Source organism: Arthrobacter sp. MAHUQ-56, assembly GCF_019710585.1.
Lineage (GTDB): Bacteria > Actinomycetota > Actinomycetes > Actinomycetales > Micrococcaceae > Arthrobacter.
In genome coordinates this window covers 477723-496887 of the sequence record NZ_JAIFZQ010000016.1, presented here as the reverse complement: position 1 = coordinate 496887, position 19165 = coordinate 477723, and the positions used below count along the sequence as shown (strand labels likewise).

Below are 19165 nucleotides of genomic sequence, written 5' to 3'. Positions count from 1 at the left end.
GTTAGTGTGACGCAGGTGAAGGCAATCCGCAGGTTTACGGTCCGTACAGTCCTCCCTGAGCCCATTCGGCCGCTTGCCCGGCTGGCCAGCAATTTGCGGTGGTCCTGGCACCGCCCCACCCGCGAACTGTTCGCTGGCCTGAACCCGCGCCTCTGGGAGGAAAGCGGGCAGGACCCCATCGGTTTCCTGGGCATGGTCAGCCGTGAGGAGTTCCAGCAGCTTGCGGCGGACCAGTCGGTGGTGGACCGGGTGCGGGCGGCGGAACAGGACCTTGACCGGTACCTCGACGAGCCGCGCTGGTACCAGGGGCTGGGTCCCGACGCGCCGGCCTCCATTGCCTATTTCTCCCCCGAGTTCGGCATCACCGAAGTCCTCCCCCAGTACTCCGGCGGCCTGGGCATCCTGGCCGGCGACCACCTGAAGGCCGCTTCGGACCTGGGCGTGCCGCTGATCGGCGTGGGCCTGCTGTACCAGGCCGGCTACTTCAAGCAGTCCCTCTCCCGGGACGCCTGGCAGCAGGAGACCTACCCTGTCCTGGACCCTGACGGGCTGCCCCTCACCCTGCTCCGCGAGCCCTCCCCCGACGGCAACGGCAAGGCGCTGCAGATCTCGCTCCCCCTGCCCAACGGCAGGCGGCTTCTGGCACACATCTGGCGTGCCGACGTCGGGCGTGTCCCCCTGCTCCTCCTTGACTCCAACGTTCCGGGCAACGATGACGCCGCCCGCAGTATTACCGACCGGCTCTACGGCGGCGGCGGGGACCACAGGCTTCAGCAGGAGCTGCTGCTGGGCATGGGCGGCGTGAAGGCCCTGCGCGCCTTCCAGAAACTGACTGGCTGCGCCGCCCCGGAGGTGTTCCACACCAATGAGGGGCACGCCGGTTTCCTGGGGATCGAGCGCATCCAGGAACTCATGTCCGGGGAGCAGCCGCTGACCTTCGACGAAGCCCTCGCCGCCGGGCGCGCCTCTACTGTGTTCACCACGCACACCCCGGTGCCGGCGGGCATCGACAGGTTCGAGATCGCCCAGATCAGCCACTTCTTCCAGGCCGGCCTGGCGCCGGACGTGCCGGTGGACCGGATCCTGGAACTGGGCCGGGAGAACTATGCGGACGGCAACCCGTCAGTCTTCAACATGGCCGTGATGGGCCTGCGGCTGGCCCAGCGTGCCAACGGCGTTGCCAAGCTCCACGGCGAGGTGTCCCGCAGCATGTTCTCCGCTCTGTGGCCGGGCTTTGACCATTCCGAGGTTCCCATCACCTCGGTGACCAACGGCGTGCACGTGCCCACCTGGGTGGACAGCCGCATCTCCAAGCTCGCCCGGGACCAGTTCGGCAGCGAAGCGGAAGCGCTGGGTAAATGGGACCTCGCCTACAACGTCAGCGACGCCGACGTGTGGGCGCTTCGCCGCGAGATGCGGGCAGCGCTGGTGGAGGATGTCCGGCGCAGGCTCCGGGCAGCGTGGAAGAAGCGCGGTGCCGCCGATGCCGAGCTCGGCTGGACAGACAGCGTCCTGGACCCGGACGTCCTGACCATCGGGTTTGCCCGCCGGGTGCCCACCTACAAGCGGCTCACCCTGATGCTGCGCGAGCCGGCGCGGCTGAAGGCACTGCTCCTGCACAAGGACCACCCCATCCAGCTGGTCATCGCCGGAAAGTCGCACCCTGCGGACGACGCCGGGAAAAAGATGATCCAGGAGCTGGTGCGGTTCACGGACGACCCCGAGGTCCGCCACCGGATCGCGTTCCTGCCAAACTACGACATCGCCATGGCCAGGACGCTGTTCCCCGGCTGCGACGTCTGGCTGAACAACCCGCTGCGGCCGTTGGAGGCCTGCGGCACGTCCGGCATGAAGGCGGCGCTGAACGGTTCGCTGAACCTCTCCGTCCTGGACGGCTGGTGGGATGAGATGTACGACGGCGAGAACGGCTGGGCGATCCCCACCGCCAACAACGACGCGTCCCCCGAGGAGCGGGACGACATCGAGGCGGCGGCGCTGTACGAGCTGCTCGAAACGCAGGTGGCGCCGCGCTTCTACGGAAGCACCGTGTCCGAGGCGGCAGGCGCGGCCGGCCCGTCGACCACCAGGAGCGAGAAGGTCCCCACGCACTGGGTGTCCATGATCAAGCACACTCTGTCCCACCTCGGCCCCGCAGTCTCCGCCGAACGCATGCTCCGCGACTACGTGAACATCCTCTACCGCCCCGCGGCAGAGGCGGGACGCAGTGCCACCGCGAACTCCTACGCGCAGGCGCGGGCCCTGGCCGCCTGGTCCGCGAAGGTGCGTGCCGCCTGGCCCCAGATCCATGTGGAACACGTGGATTCGGTGGGCGTGTCCGAGGACCCGCAGATCGGTGACACCCTCCAGGTCAACGCGTACGTGGCCCTCAATGCGCTGACCCCGGAGGACGTCTGCGTGGAAGTGGCATACGGGAAGGCTGAGGAGAATGACACCCTGGCCGACATCACCATGATGGAGCTGAAGGTCCAGGAACATTTGGGCAGCGGCCGCCACCTGTTCAGCGGTTCCCTGGTGATCGACCGTTCCGGGCCTTTCGGCTACACCGTCCGGGTCCTCCCGCGGCACGACGCCCTGGCTTCCAAGGCCGAGCTCGGACTGATCGTCAACGCTTAGGCGCCGCTCCGGTGGGTAAGGCTCCTGCAGGCAGGGCACCAACCCCGACGCAGGAGGACACCATGACCGAACGTACCGTGGCCGACGCCATCGTGGAGCGGCTCAGGACCTGGGGAGTGAACCGCGTCTTCGGATACAGCGGTGACGGCATCAACGGCTTCATGGGTGCGCTCCGCAGGACTGAGGGCAGCACCGAAGGGCAGGTTGAGTTCGTCCAGGCCCGGCACGAGGAAACCGCGGCGTTCATGGCGGTTGGCCACGCGAAGTACACCGGTGGCGTGGGCGTGGTGACGTCCACCCAGGGTCCTGGCGCCGTGCACCTGCTCAACGGGCTCTATGACGCCAAGCTGGACGGCGTTCCGGTGGTGGCGATCGTGGGCCAGCAGAGCCGCACCGTGCTGGGGTCCGCCTACATGCAGGAGATCGACCTTCCCGCCCTGTTCAAGGACGTGGCGTCGCAGTTCGTGCAGCTGGTCAGCGCGCCCGAGCAGGTTCCCATGGTTCTGGACCGTGCCTTCAGGACTGCGAAGGCCACCTCGTCGCCCTGCGTGGTGATCGTCCCCCACGACATACAGTCAGCACCCGCACCCGGGCTGGAGCAGCAGCACGGGATCGTGGTGACGGCACCGTCCTGGAGTGCCGCGGCCAAGACGCCGCGGGACGAGGACCTGGACGCCGCCGCTGCGCTCCTGAACTCGGCAGAGCGTGTTGCCCTCCTGGTGGGACAGGGTGCGCGCCGGGCCGGACAGGAAGTCGTTGCAGTGGCGGAGAAACTCCAGGCCGGGATTGCCACCAGCCTGCTGGGCAAGCCCTATGTCGACGAGAACCTGCCGTTTGCCGTCGGCACGATGGGCCACCTGGGCACCACCGCAAGTGCGCACCTCCTGGGCAACTGCGATGCCCTGCTCATCGTGGGCTCCAACGACCCCTGGACCGAGTTTTATCCGCCGCCCGGCGCGGCCCGCGCCGTGCAGATCGACATCGACGAGAAAAAGATCGGCAACCGCTACCCGGTGGAAGTGGGCCTGGCCGGGGACGCCGGCTCCGCCCTGGAAGCCTTGAACAGCAGGCTCGAACACCGTCCGCGCAGCCAATGGCGCTCCGACGTGGAGGAACAGGTCAGCCGCTGGCGCATCCTCGCCGCCGACCGCGCCGCTGTTCCTGCCAGCCCCGTCAACCCGGAACGGGTGGTCCGCGAGCTCAACGGCCGGCTCCCGGCGGACGCCCAGGTGAGTATCGACGTCGGCAGCTGCGTGTACTGGTATGCCCGGCAACTGATCTTGCCGCCCGGCGTGCCCGTGCACCTGTCCGGGACGCTGGCCAGCATGGGATGCGCCATCCCGTACGGCCTCGCCGCCAAGCTGGCCAGGCCCGACCTGCCGCTGGTGGCCTTGGCCGGGGACGGTGCCATGCAGATGTCCGGCCTGGCCGAACTGGTGACCGTGGCGCACCGCTGGCAGCAGTGGCAGGATCCGCGGTTCGTGGTGTGCGTCTTCAACAACCGTGAGCTGACCGAGGTCACGTGGGAGCAGCGCGAGTCCGAGGGCGAACCGCGGTTCGCCGACAGCCAGCAGCTTCCCGATTTTCCCTTTGCCGGCTATGCGGACCTGCTGGGGCTCCGCGGCATCCGCGTGGAAGATCCGGAGGACATCGGCGCTGCCTGGGAGGAGGCCTTCGCCGCGGACAGTCCCGTGGTGATCGAGGTGCTGACCGACCCCGAGGTGCCGCTGCTTCCGCCGTTTCCCGCGGGCCGGGAGAAGGCGGAGAGCATGCGCAAGGGCCTGGCAGCGGAGGACGACGGCGGCCGGGCCGCCGCGTTGCTGGACACCTACGCTTCGCAGGAGGAGCGCAAGCAGGCCTGACTCCTCCCCCGTGGCCTTCAGCCGGACGCGCTCCTAGAGCAGGACGGCGGTCACGGCCAGGTCCTTGCCGGCGTAGCGCTCGGCGTCCTGCAGGATTTCGCAGATGATGCCGAACGACCTGTCGGCGCGGAACGGAGCAGCCACCTGCCACAGCACGGTGACGGGAGGGTTGCCGTTGTCGGTGATGCTGTCCGCGAAGTCGTGGAGTGAATCGTTCAGGGCATCCAGGTTCACCCCATAGTGCTCCGGGAAGCTGAGGACCTCGCCGAAGGTTTCCAGGACGGCCCGCTTGCTGTCCGCGGGCGGGACCACGAGGCTGCGCCGGCCGGCGTCGGCCACCTGTTCCTGCAACTCTTCCAGGGTCCAGGTGTCGCCGGAGAAAATCTTCATGGTTGTGCTAGCTGCCTTCCGCTATGTACTTGAACGTTTCGTAGTGGTCTGCCGTGTAGTACTTTTCCCCGCCCCCGCCGGCCACGATGCGGCGGGCACCCCGGTCGGATTCGCCCGGCGTGGGAACCGTGTATTCGCGGTAGTACCCCCTGTTCCGCTGCGGCAGGACCCGTTCGAAGTTGCCGAAGGCCTGGTCGTCCTGGCTGTAGGCAAAGGGGCCGCCGGACCGGATCAGGGCCAGGACCTTCCGCCCCTCCGCCGGCAGGTCCGATTCCCGGATTTCCGGCAGGCTGGACGGGTTGGCGGCGCGGGCCGGGCTGGAAGTGGCGCCCGGCGTCGTGCCCTGGCTCTGTTGTCCTTGCCCCGCGTGCCCTTGGCCGAATTGGTCAAGGAGGCTGGTCCCCAGGCCGGTCCCGCCGAAGGCGAGCAGGGCTGCCACCACCAGGGCAGCCAGCAAGAGGGTACGGACGGAGCGGTTATGCACTGGCAGGCCGGCCTAGGTCCGGTAGATGCTGATGGACTGGGCTTCCACGAGATCCTTTTCCCCGGACAGCACCTCGGTCCCCTGGCGCAACTTGTGCAGCGGCGACGTGGTCAACCGAAGCTCGTAGGTGCGGGGGGAGGAACCCTGGACCGCGCGGGGCAGGGTGACCTGCACGTCCGAGGCGCCGCCGTTCACCACCACCAGGCCCGCCAGGTCGCCGTTCCCGGATCCGAGCAGGAGCTGCATCACCCGGTGATGGGGATCGTTCCAGCGGTCGGCGGACATGGGGTGCCCGTCCTGGTCGAACCAGTGGAGGTAGGACTGTTCGTCCCGTACCGGAAAGTCCCGTGGCTGCGCCGCAAGGAACTCCTTGCGCAGCCGGATGTACCGCTTTGTGCTGCGCAGCATCTCGTGCGCCTCCGGGGTCAGCGTCCAGTCCAGCCAGGTGATGGCGTTGTCCTGGCAGTAGGCGTTGTTGTTTCCCTGCTGCGTCCTTGCCAGTTCGTCCCCGGCCGTGATCATGGGGACACCGAGCGAGACCATCAGCGACGCCATCAGGTTGCGGCGGGACTGGGCACGCCTGGCCAAAATTGCGCCGTTCTCCGTGGGCCCCTCCACCCCGTGGTTGTAGCTGCGGTTGTCGCCGTGGCCATCGCGGTTCTCTTCACCGTTGGCTTCGTTGTGCTTCCGGTCATAGGACACGAGGTCGTTCATGGTAAAGCCGTCATGGGCGGTCACCAGGTTGACCGAGGCCAGGCGCGAGCGGCCGGATGGCTGGAAGAGGGCGGCGGAGCCGGACAGGGAATCGGCAAGCCTGGCCATCGTGCCGCCATGACCTCCGGACGCCAGTGAAGCCTGGTCGGCCAGCCAGAACGTACGGACGGCGTCCCGGAAGTGGTCGTTCCAATCCACCCAGCCGATGGGGAACCGCCCGGTCTGCCAGCCTCCGTAGCCAATGTCCCATGGCTCGGCGATCAGTTTGGTGTCGGACAGGACGGGGTCGGCGGCAACAGCAGTGAGGAAGGGGTGCTTCGGGTCGAATTCGTTCTCCGCGTTCCGGCAGAGCGTGACGGCGAGGTCGAACCGGAAACCATCGATGTGGTACTCGTCCACCCAGTAGCGCAGCGAATCGACCACCATCTGGACCACGCGCTGTTCGCTGAAATCCAGGCTGTTGCCGCAGCCGGTGGTGTCCACATACCTGCCATGGCTGTCCATCCGGTAGTACGTGTCCTCGCCGAGCCCGCGGAAGCTGAGGACCTGCCCGTCGGCACCGCCTTCGGCAGTGTGGTTGTAGACGACGTCGAGGATGACCTCCAGCCCGGCCGCGTGGAGCGACTTCACCATGGCCTTGAACTCGTCTTGGACTGCCTGGGGGCCCACTTCCTGGGCGGCCCGGGTGGCGTAGGCGGGGTGCGGGGCAAAGAACGCAGCAGTGTTGTAGCCCCAGTAGTTGGTGAGCCCGAGGTCCTGCAGGTGCGGCTCATCGATATGGAAGTGAACCGGCAGGAGTTGGACGGACGTGACGCCCAGGCTGGTGAGGTGCTCGACGACGGCGGGGTGTGCCAGCCCCGCATAGGTTCCACGCAGCTCTTCCGGAACATCCGGATGGAGCATGCTTTGTCCGCGGACATGGGCTTCGTAGATGATCGTGTTGCGCCACGGCAGGCGCAGGCGATCGTCAGTACCCCAGTCGAAGTCGGTGGCCGTGCGGACGCTGGTGATGACGCCGTCGCGCTGGTCGATGCCGTGGCAATACGGGTCCAGCAACAGGGGCTGGTTGCCGGGCCCGTCCACATCCGCGGTGGGCACCGCCAGCGGCAGGGACTGCCCGTCCCGCGCCGGACGGAAGCCGTAGCGCGAACCGTACGGCAGGTCCTCCACGATGCCGTGGTGCACGCCCCCGGTGGTGTTGGGAAGGGCCTGGACCCGCCACTTGCCGCCGGGCGGGCAGTACACGACCTCCAGGCTGGAAACGGCGGGGGCGAAGCAGGCCACGTTCGCACGGCCTCCGGCGTGGTGGCGGGTGCCGCCGGAGTCAGTGCGCGGAACGCTCACGCCAAGTGGAACAGCCGTGGAGGCCTCCATGGCGGACGTGGTGTCGAAAAGCGGCATGACCATCACCTAAATAGTAGCCGCCAGCGGCATCTGGCCAGCCCGGACGCCCCTGCGGCGCCGGGTGGTGTGTGGAATTTATGTGGGAGTTGGGCTACTTTGCGGCGCGCTGCCGGGAAACCTCGTACAGCGAGATGCCCACGGCCATGGAAGCGTTGAGTGATTCCATCGCGGAGTCGATCGGGATCGAGACGATCTGGTCGCAGTTCTCCCGGACCAGGCGGCTGAGCCCCTTGCCTTCCGAACCCACCACTATGCACACCGGTTCCTTCGCCAGGGTGAGGTCCGGCAGTGAAACGTCGCCGTCGCCGTCGAGCCCCAGCACGAAGATCCCCATGCCCTTGAACTGCTTGAGGGCGTTGTTCAGGTTGGCCGCGCGCGCCACCGGGACGCGGACCGCGGCACCGGCGCTGGTCTTCCAGGCTGAGGCGGTGACGCCAACGGAGCGGCGCTCGGGAACGATGACCCCGTGGCCGCTGAAGGCGGAGACGGAGCGGATGATCGCGCCAAGGTTCCGGGGATCCGTGATGCCGTCAAGCGCGACGAAGAGCGGCGCGTTGGCAACGTACCCCTTCTTCCACTTGTCCACTGTCTCTTCGGCCAGCTCGTAGGCGTCCGCATAGTCGTAGGGCGGGATCTGCAGAACCAGGCCCTGGTGCACGGCGTCGTCGGTCATCCGGTCCAGCTCGGGTTTGCCGGTCTCCAGCAGCGGGATGCCGCGTTCGGCGGCGATCTTCAGGGACTCCTTGACGCGGTCGTCCATTTCGATGCGGATGGCCACGTGCAGCGCCTTCGCGGGGATGCCGGCGCGCAGTGCCTCCACCACGGAGTTGCGGCCGGTGACGACTTCCTCGGTGGCGCGTCCCTTCGGGCCGGACTTGCCGGCCCCGGCGCTGCGGGCACCGGCGTTGCGCTTGGCGGCCGAGCGTTCAGCCAGCTGCCTGGCTTTGTGGGCCTTGTGGTAGACGCGGTCCTCTGCCTTGGGCGTGGGCCCCTTGCCCTCGAGGGCCTTGCGCCCGTGGCCCCCGGTTCCGATGGTTGGGCCCTTCTTCGCTTTAACCGATCGGCGACCATTGTTGGCCATGATGTTCCACCCTTGATTGTGCTGACTGACTCTGCCTACCAGTCTACTGACCAGGAAAAAATCGACTGGTTAAGGCGTCTGGATCCGGCCGCTGCCCGGGTGCGTTCAGTCGCGGCGCAGGTTCCAGGTGGCACCGTCCGGGCCGTCTTCGACGACGATCCCGGCCTGCTTGAGGGTGTCGCGGATGGCATCGGACGCGGCCCAGTCCTTGTCCGCCCGTGCCTGGGCGCGGGCGGCCAGCTGCGCCTCCACGAGGACGCTGAGGGCCTCAGCCTCGCGGGTATCCGCCGCTGCCGTGCCTGCGACGGCGTTGAGGCCCAGGACATCCGTCATGGCAGTGGCGGCATGCATCGCATTCCGTGCGGCCTCATCGTCGCCGTCAGCCAGCGCCGTGTTTCCGGCCCGGACGGTTTCGTGCAGTGCCGCCAGGGCACGCGGGACGTTCAGGTCGTCGTCCATCGCTTCCCCGAACGCCTGCATGCTCCCGCTGGACGGTCCGTAGTTCCCGGCGACGACCCCGGACCCGCCGCCGAAGCGCGCCACGGTCTTGGCCAGGAACCCGTCGATGCGCTCGACGGCGGCCGCGGCTTCCTGGAGGGAAGTGGGCCGGTAGTCCAGCACGGAGCGGTAATGCGCCTGGCCGAGGTAGTAGCGCACCACGCGGGGCGAAGCCAGCTCCAGCATCTCTGCGGGGCTGATGGTGTTGCCGATGGATTTCGACATCTTCTCGCCCTCGTAGGTCACCATGCCGTTGTGCATCCAGAAGTTGGCGAACGGGTGCCCTGCCGCCTGGGACTGCGCCATCTCGTTTTCGTGGTGCGGGAAGCGCAGGTCCAGGCCGCCGCCGTGGATGTCGAATTCGGTGCCGAGGTACTTGGTGACCATCGCGGAGCATTCAAGGTGCCAGCCCGGACGGCCCGCTCCCCAGGGGGATGCCCAGCTGGCCGTGGCAGGTTCCCCTGCTTTGGACCCCTTCCAGAGGGCGAAGTCGCGCGGGTCCTTCTTCCCCCGGGGGTCGGCGTCCGGGGCGGCCTGCATGTCCTCGATGTTCTGCCGGGTCAGTGCGCCGTACTTGCTCCAGGAACGGACGTCGAAGTACACGTCGCCGGAGTCGTCCAGTGCCGGGTAGGCGTGCCCGCGGTCGATCAACTGCTGGATCAGGGCGTGCATTTCCGGGATGTGCCCGGTGGCCCTGGGCTCGTAGGTGGGACGGGAAACGCCCAGGGTGTCGTATGCCTTCAGGAATTCCTGCTCGTAGCGGTAAGCCAGCGCCCACCATTCCTCGCGCGGCACCTCGCCCGGCTCGGGGCTGAAGTCCGACGCGAAGGACGCCTCGGATTTGGCGAGGATCTTGTCGTCGATATCCGTGACGTTCCGGACCACGGTTACGCGCAGCCCGCGGTACTGCAGCCACCGGGTCAGCTGGTCGAAGGCGATCGCGGAGCGGATGTGGCCCACATGCGGCATGCCCTGCACCGTGGCCCCGCAGTAGTAGAGGCTGGCCTTGCCCTCGACCAGGGGGACGAAGTTCCGGACTTCGGCGGAGGCAGTGTCATAGAAGCGCAGGGTCACCGCTCCAGATTAGCCGATGCCTTGCCGGTGCCGCGGGTAGACCAGGGCGGTGGCCACCGCGGAGACGCCTTCGCCACGGCCAGTGAAGCCCAGTCCGTCGCTGGTGGTCGCCGTGACGCTCACCTGCGCGCCGGCCGCCTCGCTGAGGACCCTCTGCGATTCTTCCCGGCGAGGCCCGAACTTGGGCCGGTTGGCGACGAACTGGACCGCCACATTGCCGATCTCGAAGCCGGCCGCCCTGACGATCCTGGCGGCTTCCGCGAGGAGCGTTGCCCCGGAGGCGCCGGCGAATTCGGGCCGGTCAGTACCGAAATGGGTGCCAAGGTCGCCCACACCAGCGGCGGAAAACAGGGCATCGGCAGCTGCGTGAGCCACGGCGTCGCCGTCCGAATGCCCGGCGAGGCCGCGTTCACCGGGCCACAGGAGGCCGCCCAGCCACAGGGGCCGGGGCAGGTCCTCGGGGGTGTACGCGTGGACGTCGATGCCCACGCCGGTACGCGGGAGGACCGGCTGCTGTGCGCCCATGACTAGCCCTCCACCCAGCGGGCTCCGAGTGGCCCTTCCAGCAGCCCCTCGGCGAAGATCAGGTCAAGGGGCGTGGTGATCTTCAAGGACTGCGTGGAGCCGCGGACCACGTGGACCGGCGTCCCCAGCATCTCAACCAGCATGGCGTCGTCCGTGACGGCCGCCGATTCCTGCCCGTCCAGGTCCTGCGCGGCCCGGTGCGCCGCCAGCAGCGTATCCAGCCGGAAGCCTTGCGGGGTCTGGACCGTCCGCAGTTCCCCACGCGCCACCGTCCCGGTCACCAGCTCGGGGGCGAGTGCGGCGTCGCTCCCCGTCGTTGCTGCCACCGTCTTGATCGTGTCCACAACCGGCAGGGCGGGAATGACGGCAGCCGCGCCGGAGGCCAACGCGTCAGCCACCCGGTGGAATACGGACTCAGGGGCAAGTGCACGGGCGGCGTCATGGACCAGGACCGCCTCGATGCCGTCCATCAGCGCCGCGATGCCGGCCCGGACGGAGTCTGCCCTGGTTGCCCCGCCGTCGACGACGGTTACCAGGGGGCCGCCGTCGGCAAGTTCCGCCCGGAACTCCTCGCACAACTTGCGCAGGCCCTCATCCCCTGCGGGCAGGGCAACACAGACCTGGGTAGCGACTTCGGAGGCGACAATGCCCCGCAAAGCATGCATCAGGATCGTCTCGCTTCCCAGCGGCACCGCCGCCTTGGGCATGCCGTAGCCAAGCCGTTGCCCCGAACCTGCGGCAACCACGACGACGGCGGTGACCAGGCGGGATGGTGTTTCACTCATGCGGACTAGCCTACGACGGCGCCGCTTGCTTGAGTGCCGAAGACGCCCGGGGTTTCGGGGCGGCAAAGTTTTAGGGCAAAAAGAAGCCCCGGTGGCACTTGGGTGCCGCCGGGGCTTAATTCTTAGGAAGCCAGGACCTCGTCGAGAACGCTTGCAGCCTTCTCCTCGTCGGTCTTTTCAGCCAGCGCCAGTTCTGAAATCAGAATCTGGCGGGCCTTGGCCAGCATTCGCTTCTCGCCTGCGGAAAGGCCCCGGTCGTGATCACGGCGCCACAGGTCGCGGACGACCTCTGCCACCTTGATGACATCACCGGAAGCAAGCTTCTCCAGATTCGCCTTGTACCTGCGCGACCAGTTGGTGGGCTCTTCGGTGAACTCGGCACGAAGCACATCAAACACGTGCTCCAAGCCATCCTTGCCCACTACGTCCCGGACCCCAACAAGGTCAACGTTTTCTGCTGGAACTTCAATGGTCAGATCACCCTGAGCCACCTTGAGCTTGAGATACATTTTCTCTTCGCCCTTGATGGTGCGCATCTTGATCTCTTCGATCTTCGCGGCACCGTGGTGAGGGTAAACTACTGTCTCGCCGACCTCAAATACCATGTGGACATTTCCCCTTTCCCGCAGACCAGTTTATCACGATTCAGGCATATGACCGGCCGGAGAAAGGGCTCCCAACCGCAGAAATACGCGGAAAAACGGCCCAATCGACCCCCTCAACCCCCTTGACGGATCGGGATAATAGTGCATCGCGTGAGCGTTCCCACTGCCGATGTGACAGTGCCGAATCATTGTTTGCCCCTGTTTGCGGATAGGCTATGGCTGAAAAAGACTTCAAAATTCTCGAGGAGTACGTGACGTGCGTTCCACTGCGATGAACCGGGCCCAGCGCGGCAAACTGGCACTGACGGCTGCCGCCCTTGGCGTCAGCCTGCTGACCGCAGGCTGCGGTTACATCACGCCCCAGCAGACCAGCCACCAGTACTCCGCCTCTGACGGCATCCGCGCGGACCTCGGCCCGCTGCAGCTGCGCAACATGCTCATTGTCTCCGCGGGCGAAGACAAGCCGGGCCGCCTGATCGGCGCCGTCTACAACTCCTCCTCGAAGGACGTGAAGCTCACGGTCAACGGTGCCAAGGGCTCCCAGACTGAAGTTCCGGTGAAGGCCAACTCCTACACCCTGCTGAACGAAAACTCTGACGAAGCGATCCTGAGCACCAGCGGCGGCAAGCCTGGTTCGCTGGTGGACGTCAAGATCAGCGAAAACGGCACGAACGTGTCCAGCACCGTCAAGGTTCCTGTCCTGGACGCCACCCTGGCGGAGTACAAGGACTACCTGCCGGCGTCCAGCACCCCATCGCCCAGCACCTCGGCTGGCCCGACGTCGTCGGCTTCCCCTTCCGGGACCGCCAGCTCTTCCGCAAGCCCCAGCGCATCCGCCACCACCGGCGGACACTAGGCGCGCAGGGCAGGAAACGCATAGCAAAAGGGAGGGACCGGACGGTCCCTCCCTTTTGCTATGCCTGCCTTTTCGCTATGCCTGCCGCCTACGGCTCGAACTTGTACCCGAGGCCGCGGACGGTCACCAGGTAGCGGGGAGCGGACGGGTCGGGCTCAATCTTGCCGCGGAGCCGCTTCACGTGCACGTCCAGGGTCTTGGTGTCGCCGACGTAATCCGAGCCCCAGACCCGGTCGATGAGCTGGCCCCGGGTCAGCACCCTGCCGGAATTCCGAAGGAGCATTTCCAGGAGCTCAAACTCCTTCAGGGGCAGCAGCACCTGCTCGCCGCCAACGCTTACCACGTGCCGTTCAATGTCCATCCGGACCGGCCCCGCCTGCACCGTGGACGACACCAGTTCCTCCGGCTCCCCCTGCCGCCGCAGCACTGCCCGGACCCTGGCCACCAGTTCCCGGGAGGAGTAGGGCTTGGTCACGTAGTCGTCCGCGCCCAGCTCCAGGCCCACCACTTTGTCGATCTCGGAGTCCTTGGCGGTCAGCATGATCACCGGGACGCTCGAACGCTGCCGCAACTGCCGGCACACCTCAGTGCCGGAGAGCCCGGGAAGCTGCAGGTCAAGCAACACCAGGTCTGCACCGTTCCGGTCGAATTCGGTGATGGCGTCGAGCCCGTTGTCCACCACCTCCACCTCGAACCCCTCTTTACCCAGCAAGTAGGACAGGGGGTCGCTGAAGGACTCCTCGTCCTCCACAATCAAAATCCTGCTCAAGCGCTAGCTCCTCGTTCTTTTGCGCCGGCGGCGCGGGATCCTTGGACAACACTCTGCTGGGCGGCCGCTTCACGGGCCGTCGCCAGGGCCGGGACCGGGGAAGCCGGAACCTTTTCGCCGCCCTCCTGCTCTTCCATCTCGGGAAGGCGGAGGGTGAAGGTGGAGCCCTGGCCCGGCTGCGACCAGAGCGTGACCTCCCCGCCGTGGTTTGATGCCACGTGCTTGACGATGCTCAGGCCCAGGCCGGTACCCCCGGTATGGCGGGAGCGCGCGGCATCCACCCGGTAGAAGCGTTCAAAGACCCGTTCCTGGTCCTCGGCGCTGAGCCCCTCCCCCTGGTCGGTCACGGAGATGGAGACCACGCCTTCCTTGGAACGCACCCCGATCCCCACCCGGGTGTTCGCAGGGGAATAGCGGATGGCGTTGTCGATGAGGTTCCGCAGCGCCGTGACCAGGAGGTCCTGGTCCCCGAAGACCTTCCCGTCGGTCCGGCCGCCCACCACGATGGTGATGTTCTTGCTTTCCGCCGGAAGCTGCGAGCGGTCCACGGCCTCGGCGATGACCGCGTTGATGTCCACCGGGCGGCCCTCCTGGATCACGCTGGCCCCCTGCAGGCGGGACAGTTCGATGATGTCCTGGACCAGGGCGGCCAGGCGGGCCGATTCCTTGTGCATGCGCTTGGCAAAGCGCCGGACGGCCTCTTCGTCGTCGGCAGAGGATTCGAGCGCCTCCGCAAGCAGGGAGATGGCGCCTACCGGTGTCTTAAGTTCATGCGAGACGTTGGCAACGAAGTCGTTGCGGATCTCCTCGGTACGCGTGATCTCAGTCCGGTCGTCGGCGAGGAGCAGGATGTATTCCTCACCCAGCATGGCTGCCCGGACCTGGACGATGATGGTCCCGTGCCCGAGCGGACCGCGTGGAAGCTCCAGTTGCCGCTCAAGGATGACGCCGTCCCGGCGCACCCCGGCGGTCATGTCCAGGAGTTCCTTGTGCACCACGGTGTGGCCGCGCACCAGGCCGTAGGCATAGGCTGCGGGGCTGGCACGGACCACGCCGTCCACATCGTCCAGCACCACGAAAGCGCGTCCGACGACCGCCAGTACCTCGGCTGCGCCCGCTGGCAGCGCGGGCTCCCCGGCGTCGACGTCCAGCAGCTCGCGCTGCTTTTCGCTCACCCGGTAGGCGAGCACGCCGAACGTGCCGAGCGCCAGTCCGATAAGGCCGGCCACCAGACCGATGAGCATAGGATCCACAGCTCCACTTTATGCTCCTGCTGGCAGTGGCCCGGCGCGTCCGGCCCCTTCAAGCCAACGGTTCAACTAACGTTCACCTTCATGCGCATAATCGTTTACCGGGTGCTGGCAAAGTTGCTGGTTGGAGCGCCCATTGGCGACACAATTCCTGCTGCCCTCGTGCGGGCGGGGGGAGTTACAAGGAAAGGACGCCGACGTGCGTAAGGTTTTTCAGGAAGAGCTCACCCAGGTCGGTGACCAGCTGGTGGAGATTTCGCGGCTTGTCAGCGAAGCGATGGAAAAGGCCACCACCTCGTTCCAGGTGGCGGACGTTGACCTCGCCCAGGATGTCATTGCGGCGGATGCGCGGATCGACTTCCTGCAGAACAGCCTGGATGAGCGGGCCATCGACATCCTGGCCCTGCAGGGTCCGGTCGCCAGTGACCTGCGGATGATCGTGGGTTCCCTCCGGATGAGCGCCTCGCTTGAGCGGATGGGCGACCTCGCCCGGCACATCGCCCAGCTCGCGCGCCTTCGGTACCCTTCGACCGTCATTCCGGCATCCATGACGGAGACCTTTAACAAGATGGCGGAGCTGGACCAGGAGATCGCCGAGAAGCTCACCGTCCTGCTGGAAACCCGGAACCTTGAGCTGGCCCGGGACATCCTGAAGGCGAACACGGCGATCAACGACCTGCACCTGAGCGTCTTCAAGGCCATCGCGGCCCCCGAGTGGGTCGAGTCGCCCGCCACGACGGTGGACGTGGCCCTGGCCAGCCGCTACTTCGAACGCTTTGCGGACCATGGCGTCTCCGTCGCCCAGAAGGTGACGTACCTGGTCACGGGTGCCTGGCAGCCGAACGGCATCGAGCACAGCTGACGCCCGGTCCGAACACGGGAAGCACGACGGCGGGCTGGTCACCTAAGGTGGCCAGCCCGCCGTCGTACGCGTTAATGCCTTATTTTTTGCCCTGGTTGGCGACGGCCAGGATGGCTTCCTCGGCGGCCTCCGGGTCCAGGTAGGTGCCGCCCGGCTTGACCGGCTTGAAGTCCTCGTCCAGGTCGTAGACCAGCGGGATGCCCGTGGGGATGTTCAGGCCGGCGATCGCTTCGTCGCTGATGCCGTCCAGGTGCTTGACCAGGGCGCGCAGCGAGTTGCCGTGCGCCGTGACGAGGACGGTCTTGCCTGCCTTGAGGTCTTCCTTGATGTCCGATTCCCAGTAAGGCAGGAGCCGCACCAGGACATCCTTCAGGCACTCAGTACGCGGCAGCGCATCGCCGAGGCCGGCGTACCGGGGGTCGTGGGCCTGCGAGAACTCGGAGTCGTCCGACAGGGGCGGCGGCGGGGTGTCGTAGGAGCGGCGCCATTCCATGAACTGTTCCTCGCCGTATTCGGCCAGGGTCTGGGCCTTGTCCTTGCCCTGCAGCGCGCCGTAGTGGCGTTCGTTCAGGCGCCAGTCGCGTTTGACCGGGATCCAGCCACGGTCGGCCTTGTCCAGGGCGATGTTCGCCGTGTTGATGGCACGCTTCAGCAGGGAGGTGTAGAGCACGTCCGGCAGGACGTTGTTCTCCACCAGCAGCTCACCGCCGCGCGCTGCTTCCGCGCGGCCCTGGTCGTTCAGGTCGACGTCCACCCAGCCGGTGAACAGGTTCTTGGCGTTCCATTCGCTGTGGCCGTGGCGCAGCAGAATCAGCTTGTAAGTCATGATTTTCATCCTAGCCGAGCCCTGTCGCCGCCTGCCCAGCGTTACAAGGCCCGCCGGACAGGACACCGCCGGGCAGGCAGGGATAGGGTTGGGCGGTGGTTCAAAAGGCTGAACGGGTCAACTCCCCGCAACTGTCCGGCCGGACGCCCGCCGCGCGGCAGGGCCGGCCGGTGGGCAACGTGACCCGCGGCACCACCAACCCCAACCGGATGCGGCGGGTGGACCGCTGGCTCACCGGACCGCAGGCCTGGCGGCTTCGCGCCGCCAAAGAACCCCTCGTCGTGGACCTCGGCTACGGCGCCACCCCGGCCACCGCCGTCGAACTCTATGAACGGCTCGCGGCTGTCCGCCCGGACGTGCGGGTCTGCGGGATCGAGATTGAGCCCGAGCGCGTCCGGGCCGCGCTGCCCCTCCAGCGGCCGGGCCTGACCTTCCACGTCGGTGGATTCGAACTTCCCGTCCCCGGACGCCCGGCCCTGGTCCGCGCCTTCAACGTCCTGCGCCAGTACGAGGAGCAGGATGTCCCTGGCATCTGGCGGCTGGTGCAGGACCGGCTCGCCCCGGACGCGCTGTTCATTGACGGCACGTGCGATGAGATCGGCCGCCGGGTCGCGTGGGTGGCACTTGATGCACAGCGCCCGCTGTCCCTGAGCATCTCGGTGCGGTTCGGCAGCTTCGACCTGCCATCGGAAGTTGCCGAGCGGCTTCCGAAGGCCCTCATCCACCGGAACGTCCCCGGCGAACCGGTCCATGCGTTCCTGCAGGCAATGGACCGGGCCTGGCTTGAGTGCGCGCCCCTCGCCGCATTCGGCAACAGGCAGCGCTGGGTGGGCATGTGCAGGGCATTGCGCGACGCCGGATGGCCGGTCCAGGACGGACCCGCCAGGTGGCGGCTCGGGGAGCTAACGGTGGGCTGGGAGGCGGTGGCCCCTGGCCACCAGGGTCCTGGTCACCAGGGTCCTGGTCACCAAGGGCCGTAAGGCCCCATGTTGCGGCTGCCGCCGCGGCCCGCATCCTTGACCGCTGGCCGGACATCAGCCAGGTAGACGGACGCTGCCACCACCGCGGCGAGGCCGAAAAGACCGAAGGTTCCGAGGAAGCCGCCGCCGGACGTCAGGAGCGAGAGGACGCCGATGAGGGCGGCGCCCCCGGTCAACGCAAGCCAGAAGGTCTTGGTCCGCTTCCCGGTGGCTTCGAAGGCGTTGGCCCGGTGCCTGGCGCAGTCGATGACAGCCCAGAGCTCAAGCCCCAGGGCCACCAACGCAAGGATCCAATACAGTGCCTGCTCTACAGGCCGAATAATCAGTTCACCGTCCACAGACCCAGCCTATCCGTCCAGCGCCTTCAGGGCCTGCTCCAAATCAGCCCAAAGGTCCTCCAGGTTCTCAATACCGACACTCAGCCGGACGAGGTTTTCCGGCACGCTGGCCGGTTCGGCCGTGTGCCTGCGCCGGCGCTCGATCAAGGACTCCACCCCGCCCAGGGAGGTCGCCGGGAGCCAGAGATCCAGGGCCTGGACCAGCTTGTCCGCCGCATCCGCCCCGCTCAACCTTGAGGTGGCGGCAACCTGGATGCAGATGATGGAACCGAATCCCTTCATCTGGTCCCTGGCCCGGTCATGGCCGGGATCGGTGGCAAGGCCGGGGAACCGGATGGACTCGATGGCAGGGTGGGCGGCAAGCCTTTCGGCGAGGAGCATCGCCGATGCCTGGGAACGCTCCACCCGCAGCGCAAGGGTCCGCAGGCCGCGCAGGGCCAGCCAGGCTTCGAAGGGACCGGCGATGCCGCCATGGATGATGCGGTGGTGCAACAGTTCGGAGCGGATCTCCGGGCTGGAGGTGACCAGTGCCCCCAGGACGACGTCGGAGTGCCCGGCCAGGTACTTGGTCACTGAGTGGAGGACGACGTCGGAGCCCAGCAGGAGGGGCTGCTGGACCAGGGGCGTGGAAAAGGTGTTGTCGGTGACCACGATGGCACCGGCGGCGTGGGCAGCGTCAGCGAGCGCACGCATGTCGGCAATACCCAGCATGGGGTTGGTGGGGCTTTCCAGCCAGAGCATCGCCGCGGGCCTGCCGGAGGGGCCGCCGGGAGCAATGGCTTCCTTCACGGCGTCTGTGTCGGCGATGTCCACGGTCCGGAGTTCGATGAAGCCCTTCTGCGCCAGCTCGGACGCCATCACCAGGGAGCCGGAGTAGCTGTGGCTCGGCATGACGAGCACTCCCCCGGCCGGGATCAGGGACAGCGCCGAACTGACCGCGGCAAGGCCCGATGCGTACAGCAGGCCGGGAAGGGTGGACCCTTCAAGCTGTCCGAGCGCCTCTTCGAAGGGGTCCCAGGTGGGGTTGGAGTAGCGCCCGTAGCCCCGGTCGCCGTCCCCCAGCGGTCCCGTGCCGAAATACGTGGAGGAAAGGGTGATAGGCGGGTTGACCGGCTGGTCCCTTTCCCGCGGCGGACGCCCGGCCGCCACCACCACGGTCTCGGCTGAAAGGGACGCGGCCTGATGCTCGGAAAGACTCATGGTGAAAGCGTACTGTCCGGCCCGGAAC

At 67.1% G+C, this 19165-nt stretch carries 18 protein-coding genes; 5 read left to right on the top strand and 13 right to left on the bottom strand.

Going from position 1 to position 19165, the window contains the following annotated elements:
- Positions 1–15 precede the first annotated feature (15 nt).
- Both glgP and K4G53_RS10290 read left to right on the top strand, forming a co-directional pair.
- Positions 16–2634, top strand: a complete 2619-nt coding sequence (glgP, locus tag K4G53_RS10295) for an alpha-glucan family phosphorylase (protein WP_221385585.1) — start codon at positions 16–18, stop codon at positions 2632–2634.
- Positions 2635–2696: 62 nt separating this feature from the next.
- Positions 2697–4496: a thiamine pyrophosphate-requiring protein gene (locus K4G53_RS10290; RefSeq protein WP_221385584.1), complete on the top strand. Its 1800-nt coding sequence runs from the start codon at positions 2697–2699 to the stop codon at positions 4494–4496.
- Positions 4497–4529: 33 nt separating this feature from the next.
- Here the strand turns inward: K4G53_RS10290 and K4G53_RS10285 are convergent, their stop codons facing one another.
- From K4G53_RS10285 to K4G53_RS10250, 8 genes are all read right to left on the bottom strand, one after another.
- The gene (locus tag K4G53_RS10285) at positions 4530–4886 is read right to left on the bottom strand and encodes a barstar family protein (protein WP_221385583.1); all 357 of its coding nucleotides are present in this window, start codon (positions 4884–4886) and stop codon (positions 4530–4532) included.
- A 7-nt stretch (positions 4887–4893) separates the two neighbouring features.
- Positions 4894–5370, bottom strand: a complete 477-nt coding sequence (locus K4G53_RS10280) for a ribonuclease domain-containing protein (protein ID WP_221385582.1) — start codon at positions 5368–5370, stop codon at positions 4894–4896.
- 12 nt (positions 5371–5382) lie between these two features.
- Positions 5383–7491, bottom strand: coding sequence for a glycogen debranching protein GlgX (gene glgX, locus K4G53_RS10275; RefSeq protein ID WP_221385581.1), 2109 nt, complete (start codon positions 7489–7491; stop codon positions 5383–5385).
- Between the two features lie 88 nt (positions 7492–7579).
- On the bottom strand, positions 7580–8569 hold the full coding sequence (rlmB, locus tag K4G53_RS10270; RefSeq protein ID WP_221385580.1) for a 23S rRNA (guanosine(2251)-2'-O)-methyltransferase RlmB: 990 nt from the start codon (positions 8567–8569) through the stop codon (positions 7580–7582).
- Between the two features lie 105 nt (positions 8570–8674).
- The gene (gene cysS / locus K4G53_RS10265; RefSeq protein WP_221385579.1) at positions 8675–10141 is read right to left on the bottom strand and encodes a cysteine--tRNA ligase; all 1467 of its coding nucleotides are present in this window, start codon (positions 10139–10141) and stop codon (positions 8675–8677) included.
- Positions 10142–10150: 9 nt separating this feature from the next.
- Positions 10151–10666 (bottom strand): 2-C-methyl-D-erythritol 2,4-cyclodiphosphate synthase, encoded by a 516-nt coding sequence (gene ispF / locus K4G53_RS10260; protein ID WP_221385578.1) that lies wholly within the window; start codon positions 10664–10666, stop codon positions 10151–10153.
- 2 nt (positions 10667–10668) lie between these two features.
- A complete protein-coding gene (gene ispD, locus K4G53_RS10255) occupies positions 10669–11451 on the bottom strand; it encodes a 2-C-methyl-D-erythritol 4-phosphate cytidylyltransferase (RefSeq protein ID WP_221385577.1) in 783 nt (260 codons plus the stop codon).
- Between the two features lie 122 nt (positions 11452–11573).
- Positions 11574–12056 carry a CarD family transcriptional regulator gene (locus K4G53_RS10250; protein ID WP_009357288.1) on the bottom strand — a complete coding sequence of 161 codons (483 nt, stop codon included), beginning with the start codon at positions 12054–12056 and terminating at the stop codon, positions 11574–11576.
- Positions 12057–12327: 271 nt separating this feature from the next.
- Between K4G53_RS10250 and K4G53_RS10245 the strand changes: the two genes are divergently transcribed.
- Positions 12328–12912 carry a hypothetical protein gene (locus K4G53_RS10245; RefSeq protein WP_221385623.1) on the top strand — a complete coding sequence of 195 codons (585 nt, stop codon included), beginning with the start codon at positions 12328–12330 and terminating at the stop codon, positions 12910–12912.
- Between the two features lie 88 nt (positions 12913–13000).
- Here K4G53_RS10245 and K4G53_RS10240 read toward each other — a convergent pair whose 3' ends face one another.
- Positions 13001–13681, bottom strand: a complete 681-nt coding sequence (locus tag K4G53_RS10240; protein ID WP_221385576.1) for a response regulator transcription factor — start codon at positions 13679–13681, stop codon at positions 13001–13003.
- The gene (locus tag K4G53_RS10235; protein ID WP_221385622.1) at positions 13678–14925 is read right to left on the bottom strand and encodes a cell wall metabolism sensor histidine kinase WalK; all 1248 of its coding nucleotides are present in this window, start codon (positions 14923–14925) and stop codon (positions 13678–13680) included. Before K4G53_RS10235 ends, K4G53_RS10240 begins: the two co-directional genes overlap by 4 nt.
- 205 nt (positions 14926–15130) lie before the next feature.
- Here K4G53_RS10235 and phoU point away from each other — a divergent pair, with 205 nt between their 5' ends.
- On the top strand, positions 15131–15793 hold the full coding sequence (phoU, locus tag K4G53_RS10230) for a phosphate signaling complex protein PhoU (RefSeq protein WP_221385575.1): 663 nt from the start codon (positions 15131–15133) through the stop codon (positions 15791–15793).
- A gap of 79 nt (positions 15794–15872) precedes the next feature.
- Here phoU and K4G53_RS10225 read toward each other — a convergent pair whose 3' ends face one another.
- Positions 15873–16619: a phosphoglyceromutase gene (locus tag K4G53_RS10225; protein WP_221385574.1), complete on the bottom strand. Its 747-nt coding sequence runs from the start codon at positions 16617–16619 to the stop codon at positions 15873–15875.
- A gap of 95 nt (positions 16620–16714) precedes the next feature.
- On the opposite strand from K4G53_RS10225, the gene K4G53_RS10220 reads away from it, so the two are divergent.
- Complete coding sequence (locus K4G53_RS10220) at positions 16715–17599, top strand: class I SAM-dependent methyltransferase (protein ID WP_221385573.1); 885 nt, start codon at positions 16715–16717, stop codon at positions 17597–17599.
- On the opposite strand, the gene K4G53_RS10215 is transcribed toward K4G53_RS10220, so the two are convergent.
- Positions 17584–17937 (bottom strand): DUF2516 family protein, encoded by a 354-nt coding sequence (locus K4G53_RS10215; protein WP_221385572.1) that lies wholly within the window; start codon positions 17935–17937, stop codon positions 17584–17586. The genes K4G53_RS10220 and K4G53_RS10215 overlap by 16 nt on opposite strands.
- A 9-nt stretch (positions 17938–17946) precedes the next feature.
- Positions 17947–19137 carry a PLP-dependent aspartate aminotransferase family protein gene (locus K4G53_RS10210; RefSeq protein WP_221385571.1) on the bottom strand — a complete coding sequence of 397 codons (1191 nt, stop codon included), beginning with the start codon at positions 19135–19137 and terminating at the stop codon, positions 17947–17949.
- Positions 19138–19165 lie beyond the last annotated feature (28 nt).